Genomic DNA, 15,449 nt, shown 5'->3' on the forward strand with positions numbered 1-15,449 from the left:
GACCTGCCGAAGCAGGTCAGGTAGTCGAGTGGTGGCTAGAGCTTGTCTTGTGGATACACCCCGCCGGACTCGATCGCCCCGCCGATCTCCCGTTCGCCGTACAGGACCGGGTAGGGATTGCCCTGGGCGATGGTGGTCACGGCTGAGCCGAAGCCGTAGCTGGGGTTGTTCCCGTCCTCGTTGCGGTCGAGGCTACCGGTCTTGGCCGTTGGCGAGAGCATCTGCACAACGCCGCCCAGTGCCAGGGCTGCGCCGCCGGCCATCATCGCGATGCCAACCGCGGATGTGGTGCCGAAGGTGAAGTAACCCGCCACCACCAGTACCGCGCCGAGCACCACCTGGAACAGACCGCCCTGCTTGCTGCCCTGAATGATCGGCGCGATGCGGATCTCCTCGGCGTCACTGCCCTGCAGGTCCAGTTCCTCGGGCGCCAGGTTGCGGCGACCGGAGAACACCGTGAACACCAGGCCGCGCTCCTCGCCGGTGGCCAGGAACTTCTCGAAGCCTGGCACCAGGATGCATAGCGCCTGTACGGCGTCCCGCGGGCTTTGCACATCCAGCAGGTACTCACGACCGAAGTGCTTGCGGAGCACGCCGTAGAGCTTCACCGTGCGCTTCATGGCTGGTAGTCCTTGTGTCGGAGGATCAGCCGGCAGCGGCTGGCCATCGACCACCCGTAGATGTCGCGGGTTGAAGCGCGACCGGCCATGTGGTGGTAGATGAATGGACCGGAACCGCCAAGCGCCGGAGCGTCCTCGCTGACCAGGGCGGGCTCGCTGCCGAGGTAGATCGCCGCGTGGTTCGGGTGGAAGCACGGGCGCCCAGGCGACGGCACCATGAACACCAGCATGTCGCCGCGGCGCGGCTCGCTGACCTGGTAGAAGCCGGCGCCCTTGAAGTTGTCCTCGTAGAGGCTCGGGCCGTCGGCCTCCTCCCACCACAGATCCTTGCGTTCGAAGTTCGGCAGCTGCAGGCCGGCCTCGCGGGCGTACCAGTCGCGGCAGGCGCCCCAGCAGTCGAGCAGCCCGTGGGAGAACTCGCGACCCAGCAGCGGCGCGGTGTAGCCGGACGGCTTGAACCACTCCATATCGCCGCCTGGCCACGCCACGATCCCCCACGGCACCTCATGCAGTTCGCAGCTGACGCGGTCGGCCATGCTCGGGCGTGGGCTGGCGTCTGGGTGGCTGTGGATGATCGCCAGCAGTTGGCCCTGCTCCTCGGCGTTGGCCAGGTCCTCGTGATGCAGGGTGAACTGGTCGCGGGGCGTCCTGGCCAGGTTGCGACACGGCACATACTCTCGCCCGGCGGCCGTCTTGATCAGCACGCCGCACGCTTCGGTCGGGTGCTCGCGTTCGGCATGCTCGCGAATCGCGGCCTGCAGCTGTTGGTTGATGCGCATGGTTACCTCGAACTGGCGATCAGGCTTGCGCCCATGGAGCCGCCGAAGCGGCGAGTGTTGCCGCGCAGCTTGCAGCTGTTCCAGCGGCCCGCGCAGCGGTCGAGCGCGGGGTTGTCCGTAGGCTCGTTCTGCTTGGTGAACATTGCCGCGCCGGCATAGGCACAGGCCTCGCCGCGGTACCCGTTGCGCGTGGCCCAGCGGCACAACTTGGTGATCTGCTGGCTGGGTAGTTGCACGCCGCCCAGGTCAAGCGGGCTCGACAGCTGGAACGTCACCTGCTCGCGGTCTTCCTCGGTCTTCTGTTCGATGAACCAGAGGTTTTCCCGCGCCTGGTTCGCAGCGTTGGGGTTGCCGTCTGGGAAGTTGGCGGCGTCCAGGAAGTGCCGGAAGGTCTCAATGACCGTTACCCGTGCGCCCACCAGGTCCTTCAGGGCCAGGCACAACGCCGTGACGGCGCCGCGCACGCCGGCGATCTCGTTGGCCAACTGCAGGGTTGGTGTGGCCGGACGGCCGTCGCCACGGATGTCGAAGCCCTTGGCCTCGATCTGGATTGCCTCGTACAGCTGGCCCTGCCAGATGATGTCGCCTTCCTGGGCGTGGCCGTGGAATCGCATGAGGTTGCCGCTCAAGCTCGTGGCGTCCACCTCGTACAGCCGGATCTGGTTGCCCGGCTCGAGCTTCTGGATATCGGTCTCGAAAGTCATGGAGGCCTCAGAAAAAAGAAACCCCGCCGGTCGGGGTCAGTAGGGGGTGAAGACCTGCTTCATCGTGAAGCTGATCCTGAACAGGCCGGCGCCCTGCGGGTCGAGCTTGTAGTCCTTGACCTTGTACCGACCCTGGTTGCCGCCTGGCGGCGTCCAGAGGAACGACTTGTAGCCTTCGTGGCGGTCGAGGAAATCGCGCATCAGGCGCAGCTCCTGCCCGTCCTCCAGTCCTCCAGTGGCCTGGTGCGACCACTCCTGCGACTTGCCGTTGATCCCGGTGCCACCGGACTGGACGTAGCCGTCCCCGAATTCGTTCTCCCAGGTCCGATGCTTGATCTCGCCTGAGGCACCGACACGGGTGCAAAAGCCGAATGTCTCTGCCATCACCTCCTCCAAAGGATCCCGTTCTGCTGGGTTTCTCGGTACATCACATCACGTACCCGCTCTTCGAATGCCTGCCCCATCATCTCGCCCTGGCGGCGCGCCTCGGCATCGCTCATCCCGGCCTGGGCCTGGACGGTGACCGGTGCGTTGATGGTGATGCCTCCGCCGCCAAGGCCGCCGCCAGCATCGTTCGCATTGCGCAGGTACTGGGTCAGGTCGCGGTTCTGGTTCGGGTTCAACACCCGCTCGCCGCCATCGAGCAGCCAGGTCCCCTCCCGGGGAATGCTGTCGATGCCGTCGTGGGCCATCCCCATCAGCGCGGTGGACGCCACGCCGGCGACCATTGGTGCAGTAGCCGCTGCCGCAGCAGCAGCGGCAGCCGGGGCCATTGCCGGGCCGACGATCGGAATGGCTGCGGTGGAGGCGAACGCGGCCAGGCTGGCTTGAAACGCGGTGGCCTGGGCGTTGGCCACCATTGCGATGCCCGCGCTCGATTGCGTCGCCTTGCCCACCAGCAGTTGCACGGCCTGGTACACCAGCCACTGAGCAGCCATATCAGCAAGCGCCCCTACGAAGGCCTTGCCGAAGCCAGTGATCATGTCCATCAGCGCATCACCCGCATCTGCGGAGCCGGTTGCCACATCGGACAGGAACGTGCTCAGCTCACTCTTTGCACTGCCCAGCACCGAGGTGGTGGCGTCGGCGGCCATGGCCGAGTAGTTTGTGGCGGCGTCGGCGAAGTTCTCCCAGGCACTGGTGACGCCGTCCATCCAGTTGGCTTGTGCCTCATCGAGCCGGCTGTAGTAGTCGTTCTGAAGCTCCAGCCGCTGGGCCAGGGCGTCACTCAGGACCTGCGTTTCTTGGTCGTACAGCTCCTGGCTGATATCGCCGCTGTTGCGCTGCAGCACCAGCTCACGCTGCTGGCGGTTGAAGTCTTCCTCTATCGCCAGGCGCTCTTTCAGCCGCTCCTTGTACTTGTCACCGCGCCCGGCGCCGGCCAACTCGTGATCGAACCCGCTGCGCGCGGTCTGGTAATCCTCGCCAACGTTGGACCGGAAGGCCGCCAGCTTCTTGGCATCTTCGTTCTGCTGCTTGATCTGCTTGAGCTGGTCGAGCTCAGCGGCGAGCCCCTTTAGGCGATCCTGCTGCTGGGCGCTGAGGCCGTGCAGCTTCCCGGATTCCAGCTCGAACTGCAGCTTGGCCACCTCGGTGGCGTCCTTGCGCTTGTCGACCTCGGTGTTGATCAGGGCGATCTGGCGCTGGTAATCCTGCTCTGCGGTGTCGAATTGCCCCTTTAGCTTCTTGGCTGCAGCATCTGCTGCCTTCGCGGCATCCTGCTGGGCCTTGGTGATAGCCCTAAATGCGCCAGGCCCGTTGCTCTTTAGCCTGTCGAGCAGGTTGGCCAGTTCTTTCACCTGGTTCGTGCTACCAGAGCCATCCTGCTTCGAATCGAAGCTGGCCATCAGATCACCGTAGCCGGTGATCAGGCTATCCATCTGCTCCTTTGTTCCGCCGATGACATTGCCCATGGCATCGATGTTTTTAAAGGCGTTGTAGATCCTCACCGGCGGTAGATACCGATCCCACCACTTGGCATCCTCTCCGCCGACCATCGCATTGTCGAAGTCAGACAACGACTTCAAGCCGACGCCAAGCAGGTGAATTCCGGCCACTGTGCCAATAGCGAACTTGGCCAAGGCCTGCAGGCTGGCAGCAAGGTCGTCGGCAACTTTCTTTGCAACAACGCCATGCGTGCTTGATTCGCTGAGCCTTCCCGCGAATTCCGACATGCTCGGCAACAGCGCGGCAGTCAGCTGGTTAGTTACTCCAGCAATGGATTGATCAACAAGCCAGTTTGCGGCTTGCAGTTCTTTCGCGGCTTTAACTGTCTTCTCGTCCATGATCGAGCCGGCCGCTTCAGCCGCCTCGCCAAACTTCTTGAATCCCTCTCCATTGTTTCGAAGCAATGGCAGCAGAAGCGTTGCATCGTTGGCGATTGCCTCCATATAAAAGGTCATATCGCTCTGACTGACCTTTGCCTTTTCCAGACTAGAGACATACAAGCCCAGGGCCTGGCTCCCGCTCAAGTTCCTGAATTGCTCAGCGGTGACGCCAACCTTCGGTGCTATCTGCTCGAAGAAATCCTTCATTTCTCCGCCACCGGTGTTCAGGAAGTCCCCGACCTTGTCATTCACATCCTTGAGAATGTCCGAGAGCTTGTCTTGCTCAACCCCGACCAGCTTTGCGCCGGCGGCGAGCTTTTGAAAGTCAGTCGTGCTGACGTTGGCCACGGCTGCCAGCTTGGCCACTTCAGTAGCAGATTTGATCGCTGATACGGTGATCGCGCCAAGTGCGGTAACGCCAGCAGCCAAACCGGCCCCAACAGCCGCGCCAAGCTTGGTCGCGCTGTCGCTGATCTGCTTCATGCGCTTTTCTGCAGACCGCCCAGCTTTATCGAGCCCCTGCTCGAATCCGCCAACCTTGGCAATCAGGTCCAGCGTCAGCGTCCCTAAAGACCTGCTTGCCATATAGCCTCCAACAAAAAGCCCGCTTTAAGCGGGCTCTGTTTATCGTTCTAGTAACCTGGACTTTTCCGTCTGGTACTCTGCTTCTGTTAAATCTCCAGAAGACTTGAGGCGAGATAACCTCTCAAGATCTTCATACTTGCTGTAACTTGAACTTTCGGCCCTCCTACTTGGCGCACCAAACAAAGCCCAAATCAAGCAGACAACCCACACGACCATTGTCCATCCCAGGAAAAGGTTCAACAGAAAAATGGTCGTGTACTTTTCATGACCCCGATAAAAGGCAATCATCAAAGGCAGACAGTAAATCACCAGCGAAAGAGCAAGACCCAGCAGATACCCGCCATAAACAATTTCCACGATGGTTCCCTCCGGCACAGTCAGCAGCTCAATCTATCATTAAGCGGCGTTATGCCAAAGGTAGAGGATCAGGACCAGTCCTCCATAGCCTGCTCCAGGCTTGTGGCATGGCGATCGTCATGGGGGCAGAAGTCAGCCGGGGTGAACGGCTCCGACCGCCTCTTGGTGTCGCGCCCCTGGTTGGCCAGGATCGACGCCAGGAGCCCCGCAGCGCGCTCCACACGCATACCGATGTGGAGAGAGCCGCGGCGATTCCTGAACTTCACCCAGGAGTGAAACTCGCGCAGGCTCAGGGCTTCTTGGGCTTGCGCGATCGTGCGCCCGCCGACGCCGGCGAGGACGAGCTCGTGCCAGAGCTCGTCGAGCTCGCTGAGTTCGGCATCTTTCCCAGGTTGTTCACCTCGTGGATCGCCGTGAGCAGAGCTACGGTGAGGTTGCCGTCCAGGGCGCCCAGGCGCTTGGTGCTGTTGCGGTCCTTCGCCAGCTCGTCCGGATCGAGCGGGCCATGCGTGATGTCCTGCGCGGTGAACACCGGGTTGCCTTCCTCATCGCAGATGGCCGCAGCGATGCGGCCGGCAATGCTGTCCTGCTTGCCGCCGGCCGCGAGGACGTCGCTGACGGCGCTCTGGTAGCCCAGCGGGCGAACGAACACCGTCGCCGTGAGGGTGTCATCGCCTTGCCGCCAGCTGATCTCCTTCTCAACTGGGCGGCCGGTGAAAGCGCCCGCTTGTCGCAGGCTGTCGATGTTGAGCTTCATTGGCTACCTCAGGTGGTCTTCTTGATCCAGGCGGAACCGCCCGAGCGCTGGATGGATACCGCGGTGCTGACCACGGCGTTGGCGGCGAAGTCGAACGGGAAGTCGGCGACGTAGCCCTCGAACACGAACCAGGTGCGCGACGGTGGCAGGACGAAGTCCTCTTCCAGGTTGACGGTGGCGGTGGCCGCAGCCCCCGAGCCAGCGCCGCCAGTGAAGCCCACGGTCGGCGCGCTGGTGTAGCCGGTCCCTGGGTTGGTGATGTTGATAGCCACCACCTCGTCATCCTCCAGCACGGCCACGGCGGTCGCGCCGCTGCCACCGCCGCCGGTGAGGGTCACGGTAGGCGCGCTGGTGTAGCCGCTGCCGCCGGCGGTAACAGTGATCGTGTCCAGGCTACCAGCCGCGGCAACGGTCGGCACCGCGGTGCCGTCGGACCAGCCCACCGCCCACTTGATGGTGGTGTCGCCGTCGGTCTCGGACAGCTGGTGAAGGCGGACATGGCTCGCGCTGTTCGGGTCGGCGTTGATGGTCAGCGAGGCCTGGCCCGGCGTGCGCAGGCCCTTCTTGTAGGTACGGGAGGTGGAACTGAGGCAGGTGTCCTCGATCTGCTCCGCCGGCGAGCCGCCAGGGTTGAAGGCGGTGGCGCACTCGACCTCAACAACGGTCGAAGGGCCAGTGCCAGTGAGGGGCGGCATCAGGGCAAAAACCTGGGTGCCTTGGGTGAGAATCGACATGGGGGTCTCCTATCGGACAAAGAAAAGCCCGCACTTGGCGGGCTGGGGTGAACTGTTTGGTTAACCAGAGTGGATGGAAACCCAGTAACGGGGCGGCTCAAAGTAGTAGTAGCGTTGTGCCCATTTTCGAAGACAGATGGAAACTGTGATGAGCGACTATGTAGTCCCCGATGGAACGAAATTTGTACAAATACACTTCATGTCTCCGAACGGCGACGTCTATGACCGCCCTCCTGGACGACCTGTCGTCAAGGCCGCGCTTCGCTACGATCCGGACCATGGGAAGGGCCCTCGTGAACTGGTAGGTTTCAAAACAACGTGGGCGCTGATTGATACGGGAGCTGACCACAACTACGCCACACCAGAGCTCATTGCCGAAATCGGCTGCCCGCAGATTGGAACCGTGCAAGCTCGAAGCGCGAGCGGTTCATTTGTCTCCACGCAGCACCTTGCGCACATCTTTCTTCCGGAGGTTGGCAGCCAGTTCGAAACGGATGTGTTCTCATCTCCACTAGCGGATGAGAACAGTGGCGGCCAAAGCCTAATCATTGGAGTGCTGGTCATCAAAACGGGCAGGCTCGTTATGGACTTCCAGGCCGACATTTACCGTTTGTACGTCGCATAAATCTGCCCGCGCCGATGTTTCTGAAAGCACTCGGGCATGACCGAAATCGTCGTGTGCTTGTTGCGTCCGTGGTGTGTTCCGCACGATTTGTATCGAAAACACTCGGGATGTATCAGGACACTTCATGGAACTTCTCCCACTTGTAAGCGGCGAACTATCCAGTCCACGTCGAAGCTGATTCGGTAATTCTTGGTGGTGGGGTCGCGGGTCTCACCGCCCCACCGCGTGACGTAGGCCAGCAGCTCGATGGCGTCACGGATGGCGTCACGGACCGAGCGGGCCGAGACCCCCGTGCTGCCGTACACATCCACCTGCAGGGTGAAGCCATCGACATCTGGGCGGCCCGCCAGGTAGTTCTCCGGGCTGCCGTTGACCAGTTGCCACACGACATAGGGCTTCACCACGTTGTCCGGCGCCTCGCCGAACGAGTACAGGCGCATGCCCGCTCCAGTTCCGAGGAGCGCAGTCACGGCGGTGCTCTGGGAGCAAGCCTCAACAATGGGTGGTGTCATGAAGATGCCCCCTTCTTCGCTGCGCGCCGGATAGCGCGGTCTATCGCCTTCTCGTACTCGGTAACGAAGGTGCTCGTTACCTGGCTGATGCTGTCGGCCAGCGCTGGGCGCATGAACGGAACGGCCGCCATCTTCTCGGTACCGAACTCGATGAGGCGCCAGTGCGGGGTCGGGGAGTTCGGGCTGAGGTCGCCACCGTTCTTCAGCACAGCACCGTGCAGCACGCCGATCCGGAAGCCCAGGTCGCCGGTCTGCTTGAACAACTTGCCATTCCAGCGCAGCGCGATGTTGTCAGCGATCGAGCGGCCAGTCTCCTTGTCGTCGATGCGCTCGGCGCGATCCTTGGCGTTCTGCACCACCACCAGGGCGGCCTTGCGCAGCGCGGCCCGGCCACCCTTGCGCTTCACGTCGTAAGCGACCGCATCGAGCTTGCCGAGAAGGCTGTCCAGTCCGGTGATGGTGAACTCAACGCCATCAGCCATCCTTCACCCCCTTGGAGACCAGAAGCGTCAGGTACTCCAGGCCGGACTTTGGATCCTCCAGCGGCGGGCCTTCGATGCTGTAGATCTCACCGCGGTAGATGATGCGCATGGTTGAGTCGACGCCTGGACGGTATCGAATAACCATGCGCCCCGTTGCCTCCGACTGCTGAGCTTGGGCATCTACCCGGTCCCTGGCCGACATTGGCACCACCTGAGCCCAAACAGCGGCAAAAAGCTGCCACTCGGGCTCGCCGAACTCGCCAGTCACAGGATCGCGAGGCGTGACCTTGTGCTGCAAGTGGATCGGATGCCGAAGATCACCCGCTTTCATCGGCCTGCTCCTGGATGGTCGCGCTGAGGTCGCGTGAAGACCAGAGCTGGGAGGTAACGCCCAAGGGCATTTCATCCCCGCTGGCTCCCACCGCCACTGCTTCGCGGTTCGCGTAGGAGTGGGCGATCAACAGCAGCATGGCTGTCTTGAAGCTGGCCTTGAAGTCGGACACCTGCTTCAGCTTCGGGTTGTCGCAGTACCACAGAGACCAGGCCAGCGCCGACTCGGCATAGAGCTCGATCAGCTCGTCCTCGGTTTCATGGTCGACACGGAGGTGCTGGCGAATCGTGCCGATCGGCAGCAGTTCCAGTGCCGTGACGGTCATTTTTTCTTACCTGCCTTGGCTTCAGCGGCTGGCATTTCGTCCTGCTGGTCCTGCTGGTCCTGCTGGTCCTGCTGGTCCTGCTGGTCCTGCTGGTCCTGCTGGTCCTGCTGGTCCTGCTGGTCCTGCTGGTCCTGCTGGTCAGCAGCTTGTGGGGCATCGGCGTAGACAGCAAGCTGCATGCCTACCAGGGCCTCAGCAATTGCCGGATCTACGCAACGTTCCTCGTTCTGGTCAAAGGTTCCGGCGTGGTAGTGGGAAAACTGACGGAGAGCGCGAATTTTGATCATCGATCCAACCGGAGCGGTTTCCCGCTCCGCCTCCAGTAATTAAGGGGCTGGGGCCGCGAAGGCGCCCTTGATGATGGCGGACGGACGGTAGTGCGTCACAGCCAGGCGCTCTTCGCACAGGATGGTCAGCATGTTCTTCACGAAGTTGTCGCGATCCTGGTTGCTGACCTCAATGGTGGCGTCCATGCGGTCCCAAACCTGGGACGCCAGGTCGAAGCCCCCTACGGTGAAGGTGCCTTGCGCCTGTGCCTTGGTCGCGACCACCGGGAGCCCCCACATGACGCGCGCAGCGAAGGCGGCGGGACCGCCGAAGATGTAGCGGCCCTGCTCATCCTTCAGCAGGGAGATAGCGTGCCAGTCACGCGGGTTAAGGATGATGCCCGACGCCTCGAACTCCGATTCGGTGACCTGGAAGATCGCGTGGGCGATTCGATCAGCCTTGGTATCACCAGTGGCGTCCAGGCCGGTGTCGTAAGCCGTGGCCACCTTGTTCAGGCCGATCAGGTTGTCACCAGTGCCATCGCCATTGAGCAGCTGGCCCTCTTCCACCAGGTCCAACCCGAACAGCAGTCGACCATTCACATACGACTCGAGCATCGGCGCATCGTCCATGATCTGGCGAGACGCCTGGATCCAGTGGGCGATGGTCTTCACGTTCGCAGTTTCCTTGGTGAAGGTGAGCTGCGACTCAGGCTTCAAGGCGCCTTCGGCCACTGGCGCTGCGCTGTTGGTGAAGACGTTCTCGCGAACGTACTCGATCGCATTCGAAGAGGTGCGGCCCTGTGCGAGCAAGTCGCGGATGGTAAGGCGGCGCAGGCCGGGCATCAGAATGCCAGGGAGTTGCTGCGGCTGCACCAGTGCGCCGGCCGAGGCGGAGCCAGAGCCCAGCGCCTTGCTGAAACTCTTCACATCAACCTGGCCAGTGCTCGAACCGTTCCAGCCCTTTTTCAGGTCCTCGGCGGCCTGGGCTGCGAACGATTTCTTGTTCTCAGGGTTGTCGAGGTTGCCGCCGGCGAGCTTCGACTCGATGTCAAACAGACGAGTGCCTGCGGTCTTGAGCTCTTCCTGCACGGTGGTCAGGTCGGTCTGCAGCTGCTTGCTGACAGCGCCGGTCGCTTCGATTTCTTTCTTCTGGGCGTCGAACAGCTCGGTCATGCGAGTCTGTGCGGTTTCGATCGCCTTCTGGACTTGGGCCAGTTCGGACATGGGTAGATCCTCAGTTCAGAGTTTCGGGAAGGTGTTGATGCGCTCGATGAGCGCGGCGATGTCGTCGCCGCCTTCGGACTCGCTCCGAACTGCGGACTTGATGCGGGCGATGAACGCCTGCGCTTCGGACTTGGAGACCCCAGCTACGTCCCGCAGCCAGTGCTCCGCGTCGCGGATGCTGGTGATTGCCTCCAGGCTTTTCAGCGACTCGACCGTAGCCAGCTCGTTGGCCGGCTGAGTGCAGATGCTGATTTCGTTGAGGCTGGCCATGTTCTTGAATGCGCGGCCCGTGGCGATCAGGTCGAAGTCGTCCTTGCGGGCCGAGAAGTTGACCGACATGCCACGCACGGTCTGGTGTTCCATCGCGGCTCGAAGATCAACGGCGCCGGAATGACCCTTCGTCAGCTCACCGCGAACGTGAAGCCCCTTGCTGTCCTCGGCGATATCCAGCCACTTCCCCACCGGGATTTCCCAGGTGCGATGGTTGAAGAACATTCCGACCTGCCGGGTCTGCGTTAGCAGTGCCGACTTGAACGCCCCGGGCAAGATGATGTCGCCGTCGCCGTCGACGACGCTGAACACGCTGGCGTAGCCTTCGAAGGTACCCTGAGTCCCGCCACTGGCGAACTTGATCTCGGCCTGGTCGAAGGCCAGGGTCTTTTTGATGCTTGGCATTTACTGCCTCCAGAATGATCAAGCCCCGCTAGGTGCGGGGCTTGGTTGGCCGAGTTGGGTGATGGGCACGTTCTGCGACTGACGGGTGGCCACGTCGCCGCCGGGCAAGGGCGGCATGTTGTCCAGGCGCCGCAGCTCGTTGATGGTGCGAAGCCCCTTGTCAGCCAGTGTGCCCATGAAGGATGCGCGGGCAGCCGAATCACCGCGAAGCAGGCCGTCAAGGTTGTGTTCGGCGTGGTACCGGCCGAGGTCGGCGGGCTTCACCAGCCACCGCCAAATGGCCTGCTCCCACCAATCGAGATAGGGCGACAGCGTGTACTGCAGGAAGCCCAGGTTCTGCTGCTCGATACCAGAGCCCCAGCTCGTCGACTTCTCCACATCGCCCACCAGATGAGGCGGAACGCCGAAGAAACGGGCCAGCTCACTGACCTGGAACTTGCGAGACGCCATGGTCTCGGCATCTTGCGGGGTCACGCCGATGGACTGAGTGGAGAAACCCGCCTCCAGGATCCAGAGGCGCTTACGAACCGGGCCACCGGCGATCTCCTTGAAGTTCTCCTCCAGCTGGCCGCGCTGCTCCTTGCTGAGCACCTTGTCGCCCGTCATGAGGATCTGCGGCGACTTTGCGCCATTGCCGTAGAAGTCTCGCTGCTGATCCTCCATCGCCACCGCTACGCCCGCAGTCTTGGCCGCGAAGGCGATCGGGGACAAGCCAACCAGGCCGTTGAAGCCGAACCCCTTCAGGTGGAAGATTTCTGCCTGTTTGAAGTCGGCATATTCGGTATCGCGCCGGTAGCGATAGACGATCCGTCCGCTCTCCAGTCGCGGGTCCATGTTCACCGACATCAATGGAATTAGGCTGATCACGTCGCCGGCACCGTTGCGCTCAATCAAGGCGTAGGCGTTGCCGTAGAAGCACAGCTGCATCGTCATGGCCGTGCGGAACTCCACGGCCGTCATGAATCGGTTGGGGCTGTACCGCAGAAGCCTCGCCAAAGGGTTGTCGAGCCCCACCTTGTGCCGGTCGTCGCCCTGGGTTTCATACACATCCAGCGGCAAGCTGGCCGTCACGCTGGAAATCAAGCGGACGCAGGCGAAAACGGTGGAGATCTGCAGCGCTCGCTCGTCCGTTATCACCGAGTCGCCAACGGTGCCGGTTGCTGATACTGGCCCGCCCTGGGAGCCCTTCTCCGGGGTGACCAACCGGCCGCCCACGAAGAAGCTCGCCAGGCGCGCCCAGAACGGGCTCCGGGTGCGCAGGTCAATGCTGTAGTCGGTATCGGCCATTACATGCTCAATGGTTGTGACAAGAAGTCGAGAAAGTCGCCCACGGACGAAGCCGCAGGATTCAGTGCCATCAGCGTTGCCGCGTCGAAAGTCGCCATCAGCGGGTCGATCTTGGCGGTGCCGCTGATCTGCTTGTTGATGGCAATCGCATTGCCGACCTGAACGGTCTTGGCGTTGCCTACGCACCAAGCCATCAGCCGAGAGGCGCCGTGAATGAACTCCCCGCCTGCAACCTTGCGCTCAGTGGTCTTGATCGCACCGTTCAGGCGCCACCCTTGCGATACAGAGGCGATTCGCTCCATGGCGATGCCGCGCTCTTCAGTGGTGAGCTCGTCGATGATGTCGCCAATTCCTGCGGCGTCCACCCCGATCGCCTGGGTCTCTGGTAGCAGGCCTGCATCGCGCACCCTGCAGATGATGTCAGCCACATCCCGAACATCCTCTCCGGGCAGCTGAACGATCGTCAGATCACCATCTGCGGAGAAGTCGCTCAGCACGCTGACGATGTCCTTCCGGCGTTCAAGAACGATCTTGTGCGCCCAGGCATGGGCCCAGTGCAGCCACTTCCTGGTGCCGCGTTCTCGCCCGATCAGGCTCAAGCCCAGCAGGTCGTCCAGGCCGCCACCGTCGATACCGGCCACAACTACTTCGCTTCTGCGTAGCAGCTCGTCGATGGTGAGCAGTTTGTCGCCCTGCCCTTCCCAGTGATCGGCGCCGGCCCAACGGTTCGCCCGCAGGTTCATACCAATCTGGATGTTCAGGTGCTTGGCCAGAAACTTCCGCTGGCTCCCCTCGTCCTTGCGCAGGTTCTTCGCCAGTTCGTCTTCCAGCCACTCCCGGCTCACCGACCGCCCCATGTTGGGGTTGGTGACGTAGAAGTTGTCCGGCTGGAGGTAGGCCTTGCTCTTGACCATGGCCTCGGGGAACTCGTACAGGACGCCCAGCGACTTGCGGTCTTCGACCACGCCATCGCGAACATCGCGGTAATAGCTCAATTTCTCCTCGAAGACCCCGGCCGGCGGTTCGTCGCTCTGCGTAGACAGCAGGATTACAAACCCTTCATCCCGGGAGATCTGGCCGCCAGTGGCCTCCATCAACATGGCATCGGCATTCGCACGCTTGCCGAACACCCACAACTCGTCGATCAGGATCTTGCCGGACTTCTTGCCTGAGACCGTGTCGGTATCGGCAGCCACCACCTTCAACGCCGCATTGTTCACCCGGTGGGTTATGGTGCGGATGTGGTCTTGCACATGCAGCAGCTCGCTGAGCTCAGGATCAGCCCGAACCATGCCAGCAGCAGGCTTGTAGCTGTTCGCCGCAACCTCGATCGTCGGCGCGATGATCAGAAGCTCTTCGTCGTGCCGCCAGTTCAAGATCAACGCCGTCAGCATGATGCCCGCAGCGATCGTTGATTTCGTGTTCTTCTTACTGATCAGCAGGAAGAACTCCCGGATCAGTTGCTTGCCGCTGTCGGCATCGTAGGCGCCAAAGATGGCGGCGACGTAGTCAAACACCCATTCATCGCAGCATTCGCCGAATGTCGGCTGACCCGGCAGGTCGACGACCTTCAGCGCCTTGAACACCTCAAGCGCGGCCTGGGCCTCGTCGGGAAACAGCGGCTTGAAGGGTATAAGCGATTGGCCGGCGACGATCCGGGCCTCCCAATCCGGGCAGGCGGTCGTCCACTCCATGCATCACCCCTTGTTGTTGACCACCAGCTTCGGTGGAGGACGGGCGCCGAAACGCCCCTTGCTAGCCTGGTCGGCCGCGGCGGCCTTCTGCTCTTTTTTGCCCTGGTCTGCGACCTTGCCGTGCTTGTAGGGCAGCAAGGCCTTGGCGGCATCGACGCGCAACTTGGGCTCGGCGGTCTGCTCATTCATGACGGCCTTCAGGAAGTCCATCGGGTCGTCGAAGTCGCCCAGGTCCAACTCGCCGACAGCGGCGTCCTCGGGTGGAGGGCCTTTAACTTTTCGACCTGGCTTAACTTCTGCGGCCTCCGCCTGGCGATCACGCAGATGGCGACCGATTGCGGCGATGACATCCGGATCCTTTGCGAGCTTGGAGCCCGCTTGCGACGCGGTTTTCTCCGAATACCCGGCGACGATGGCAGCGTCTCGGTTTGACGCACCCGACAGCAAAGCGTCAGCAAACCGGCGCTTCTTGTCGGTTAAAGCCATGGTTAACTTTTCCGTGAAAGGGGAAAAAATCTGCGAATGGGAGGGAGCGCGGTTTCCGAGCGTGAAAGGCCGTGAAGTTTCATCCCTCCCCCTGCTTGTAGCACGTCAATACCACCATTGCGGCACGTCATAGCCCCGATTGCGCACCAGATCGGTGCACACCCAGCTCGGCAGCGTCGGACGCCGTCTTCTTCATGTGGCAGCCGTCAGGCCCACAGCAAAGGATCTGGCAGTTCTCGTCGGTGTCGGCGCCGCCTTGATGCAGCGGCACCTGGTGGTCGAGCTCGAAGCCGTGCGGGTAGGCAACGACGCGCCCGCACTCAGCGCATGTTGGTGACGCCTTCCACAGTCGGAGGCGGCGGGCCTGGAGCCTGCTGCCTGTCATGCGGCGCTCGGAGGTGTTGGTGGTGGACAGCTTGCGGCCTTCCACTGGCTTGAGCCTTGTCTTGATCCCCGGGAGCCTAGCCATCACTTCCCGCCACGAACGGGCGCGCCGTTCAGGTACGTCGAAGCAGGCACATCAGTGTCGATGCCCTGGTCATCAGCCAGTGCTTCGATCAGTGCGATCTGGCTCAGTGCGATCTGCTCGAGCAGGCTGGTCTGCTTCTTCAGCTCGGCCAGCATCTGCCCCAGCAATGAGGTCTCTTGCTCGTTCATAGGCAACCCTTGTCCACTT

The 15,449-nt window shown here is 62.1% G+C and carries 21 protein-coding genes; 1 reads left to right on the top strand and 20 read right to left on the bottom strand.

The window, feature by feature from the left end; genetic code table 11:
* Positions 1–35 precede the first annotated feature (35 nt).
* The 8 genes from DFS21_RS19660 to DFS21_RS27365 all read right to left on the bottom strand — a co-directional run bounded on the left by DFS21_RS19660 (position 36) and on the right by DFS21_RS27365 (position 6,863).
* A complete protein-coding gene (locus DFS21_RS19660; protein ID WP_111532920.1) occupies positions 36–620 on the bottom strand; it encodes a tail assembly protein in 585 nt (194 codons plus the stop codon).
* On the bottom strand, positions 617–1,399 hold the full coding sequence (locus DFS21_RS19665; RefSeq protein WP_111532921.1) for a C40 family peptidase: 783 nt from the start codon (positions 1,397–1,399) through the stop codon (positions 617–619). The genes DFS21_RS19660 and DFS21_RS19665 overlap by 4 nt, the downstream gene beginning before the upstream one ends.
* Positions 1,400–1,401: 2 nt before the next feature.
* The gene (locus DFS21_RS19670; protein ID WP_111532922.1) at positions 1,402–2,103 is read right to left on the bottom strand and encodes a phage minor tail protein L; all 702 of its coding nucleotides are present in this window, start codon (positions 2,101–2,103) and stop codon (positions 1,402–1,404) included.
* Between the two features lie 36 nt (positions 2,104–2,139).
* Positions 2,140–2,487: a phage tail protein gene (locus DFS21_RS19675; RefSeq protein WP_111532923.1), complete on the bottom strand. Its 348-nt coding sequence runs from the start codon at positions 2,485–2,487 to the stop codon at positions 2,140–2,142.
* A complete protein-coding gene (locus tag DFS21_RS19680; RefSeq protein WP_111532924.1) occupies positions 2,487–5,015 on the bottom strand; it encodes a phage tail tape measure protein in 2,529 nt (842 codons plus the stop codon). The genes DFS21_RS19675 and DFS21_RS19680 overlap by 1 nt, the downstream gene beginning before the upstream one ends.
* A gap of 39 nt (positions 5,016–5,054) precedes the next feature.
* Positions 5,055–5,372 (bottom strand): superinfection immunity protein, encoded by a 318-nt coding sequence (locus tag DFS21_RS19685; protein ID WP_111533010.1) that lies wholly within the window; start codon positions 5,370–5,372, stop codon positions 5,055–5,057.
* Positions 5,373–5,661: 289 nt separating this feature from the next.
* Entirely contained in the window at positions 5,662–6,129 is a 468-nt protein-coding gene (locus tag DFS21_RS19695; RefSeq protein ID WP_111532926.1) for a phage tail assembly chaperone family protein, TAC, read from the bottom strand.
* 8 nt (positions 6,130–6,137) lie between these two features.
* Positions 6,138–6,863 (bottom strand): phage tail tube protein, encoded by a 726-nt coding sequence (locus tag DFS21_RS27365; protein WP_111532927.1) that lies wholly within the window; start codon positions 6,861–6,863, stop codon positions 6,138–6,140.
* Positions 6,864–7,011: 148 nt separating this feature from the next.
* On the opposite strand from DFS21_RS27365, the gene DFS21_RS19705 reads away from it, so the two are divergent.
* The gene (locus DFS21_RS19705; protein WP_111532928.1) at positions 7,012–7,488 is read left to right on the top strand and encodes a hypothetical protein; all 477 of its coding nucleotides are present in this window, start codon (positions 7,012–7,014) and stop codon (positions 7,486–7,488) included.
* Between the two features lie 122 nt (positions 7,489–7,610).
* Here DFS21_RS19705 and DFS21_RS19710 read toward each other — a convergent pair whose 3' ends face one another.
* The 12 genes from DFS21_RS19710 to DFS21_RS26650 all read right to left on the bottom strand — a co-directional run bounded on the left by DFS21_RS19710 (position 7,611) and on the right by DFS21_RS26650 (position 15,430).
* The gene (locus DFS21_RS19710) at positions 7,611–8,000 is read right to left on the bottom strand and encodes a DUF3168 domain-containing protein (protein WP_111532929.1); all 390 of its coding nucleotides are present in this window, start codon (positions 7,998–8,000) and stop codon (positions 7,611–7,613) included.
* Complete coding sequence (locus DFS21_RS19715; RefSeq protein ID WP_111532930.1) at positions 7,997–8,482, bottom strand: HK97-gp10 family putative phage morphogenesis protein; 486 nt, start codon at positions 8,480–8,482, stop codon at positions 7,997–7,999. The genes DFS21_RS19710 and DFS21_RS19715 overlap by 4 nt, the downstream gene beginning before the upstream one ends.
* Positions 8,475–8,813 carry a phage head closure protein gene (locus tag DFS21_RS19720; RefSeq protein WP_111532931.1) on the bottom strand — a complete coding sequence of 113 codons (339 nt, stop codon included), beginning with the start codon at positions 8,811–8,813 and terminating at the stop codon, positions 8,475–8,477. The genes DFS21_RS19715 and DFS21_RS19720 overlap by 8 nt, the downstream gene beginning before the upstream one ends.
* Entirely contained in the window at positions 8,800–9,138 is a 339-nt protein-coding gene (locus DFS21_RS19725; protein WP_111532932.1) for a head-tail connector protein, read from the bottom strand. Before DFS21_RS19725 ends, DFS21_RS19720 begins: the two co-directional genes overlap by 14 nt.
* On the bottom strand, positions 9,135–9,425 hold the full coding sequence (locus DFS21_RS26540; protein ID WP_146603158.1) for a hypothetical protein: 291 nt from the start codon (positions 9,423–9,425) through the stop codon (positions 9,135–9,137). The genes DFS21_RS19725 and DFS21_RS26540 overlap by 4 nt, the downstream gene beginning before the upstream one ends.
* Positions 9,426–9,464: 39 nt before the next feature.
* Positions 9,465–10,631: a phage major capsid protein gene (locus DFS21_RS19735; protein ID WP_111532933.1), complete on the bottom strand. Its 1,167-nt coding sequence runs from the start codon at positions 10,629–10,631 to the stop codon at positions 9,465–9,467.
* Positions 10,632–10,646: 15 nt separating this feature from the next.
* Positions 10,647–11,306, bottom strand: coding sequence for an HK97 family phage prohead protease (locus tag DFS21_RS19740; RefSeq protein WP_111532934.1), 660 nt, complete (start codon positions 11,304–11,306; stop codon positions 10,647–10,649).
* Between the two features lie 18 nt (positions 11,307–11,324).
* On the bottom strand, positions 11,325–12,593 hold the full coding sequence (locus DFS21_RS19745) for a phage portal protein (protein ID WP_111532935.1): 1,269 nt from the start codon (positions 12,591–12,593) through the stop codon (positions 11,325–11,327).
* Entirely contained in the window at positions 12,593–14,287 is a 1,695-nt protein-coding gene (locus tag DFS21_RS19750; protein WP_111532936.1) for a terminase large subunit, read from the bottom strand. The genes DFS21_RS19745 and DFS21_RS19750 overlap by 1 nt, the downstream gene beginning before the upstream one ends.
* A 3-nt stretch (positions 14,288–14,290) precedes the next feature.
* Positions 14,291–14,773, bottom strand: coding sequence for a terminase small subunit (locus tag DFS21_RS19755; protein ID WP_111532937.1), 483 nt, complete (start codon positions 14,771–14,773; stop codon positions 14,291–14,293).
* Between the two features lie 127 nt (positions 14,774–14,900).
* Positions 14,901–15,203, bottom strand: a complete 303-nt coding sequence (locus tag DFS21_RS19760; RefSeq protein WP_256591454.1) for an HNH endonuclease — start codon at positions 15,201–15,203, stop codon at positions 14,901–14,903.
* Positions 15,204–15,241: 38 nt separating this feature from the next.
* Entirely contained in the window at positions 15,242–15,430 is a 189-nt protein-coding gene (locus DFS21_RS26650; RefSeq protein WP_158539560.1) for a hypothetical protein, read from the bottom strand.
* Between the last annotated feature and the right edge of the window lie 19 nt (positions 15,431–15,449).

The organism is Pseudomonas sp. 2848 (genome assembly GCF_003253945.1).
Classification (GTDB): domain Bacteria; phylum Pseudomonadota; class Gammaproteobacteria; order Pseudomonadales; family Pseudomonadaceae; genus Aquipseudomonas.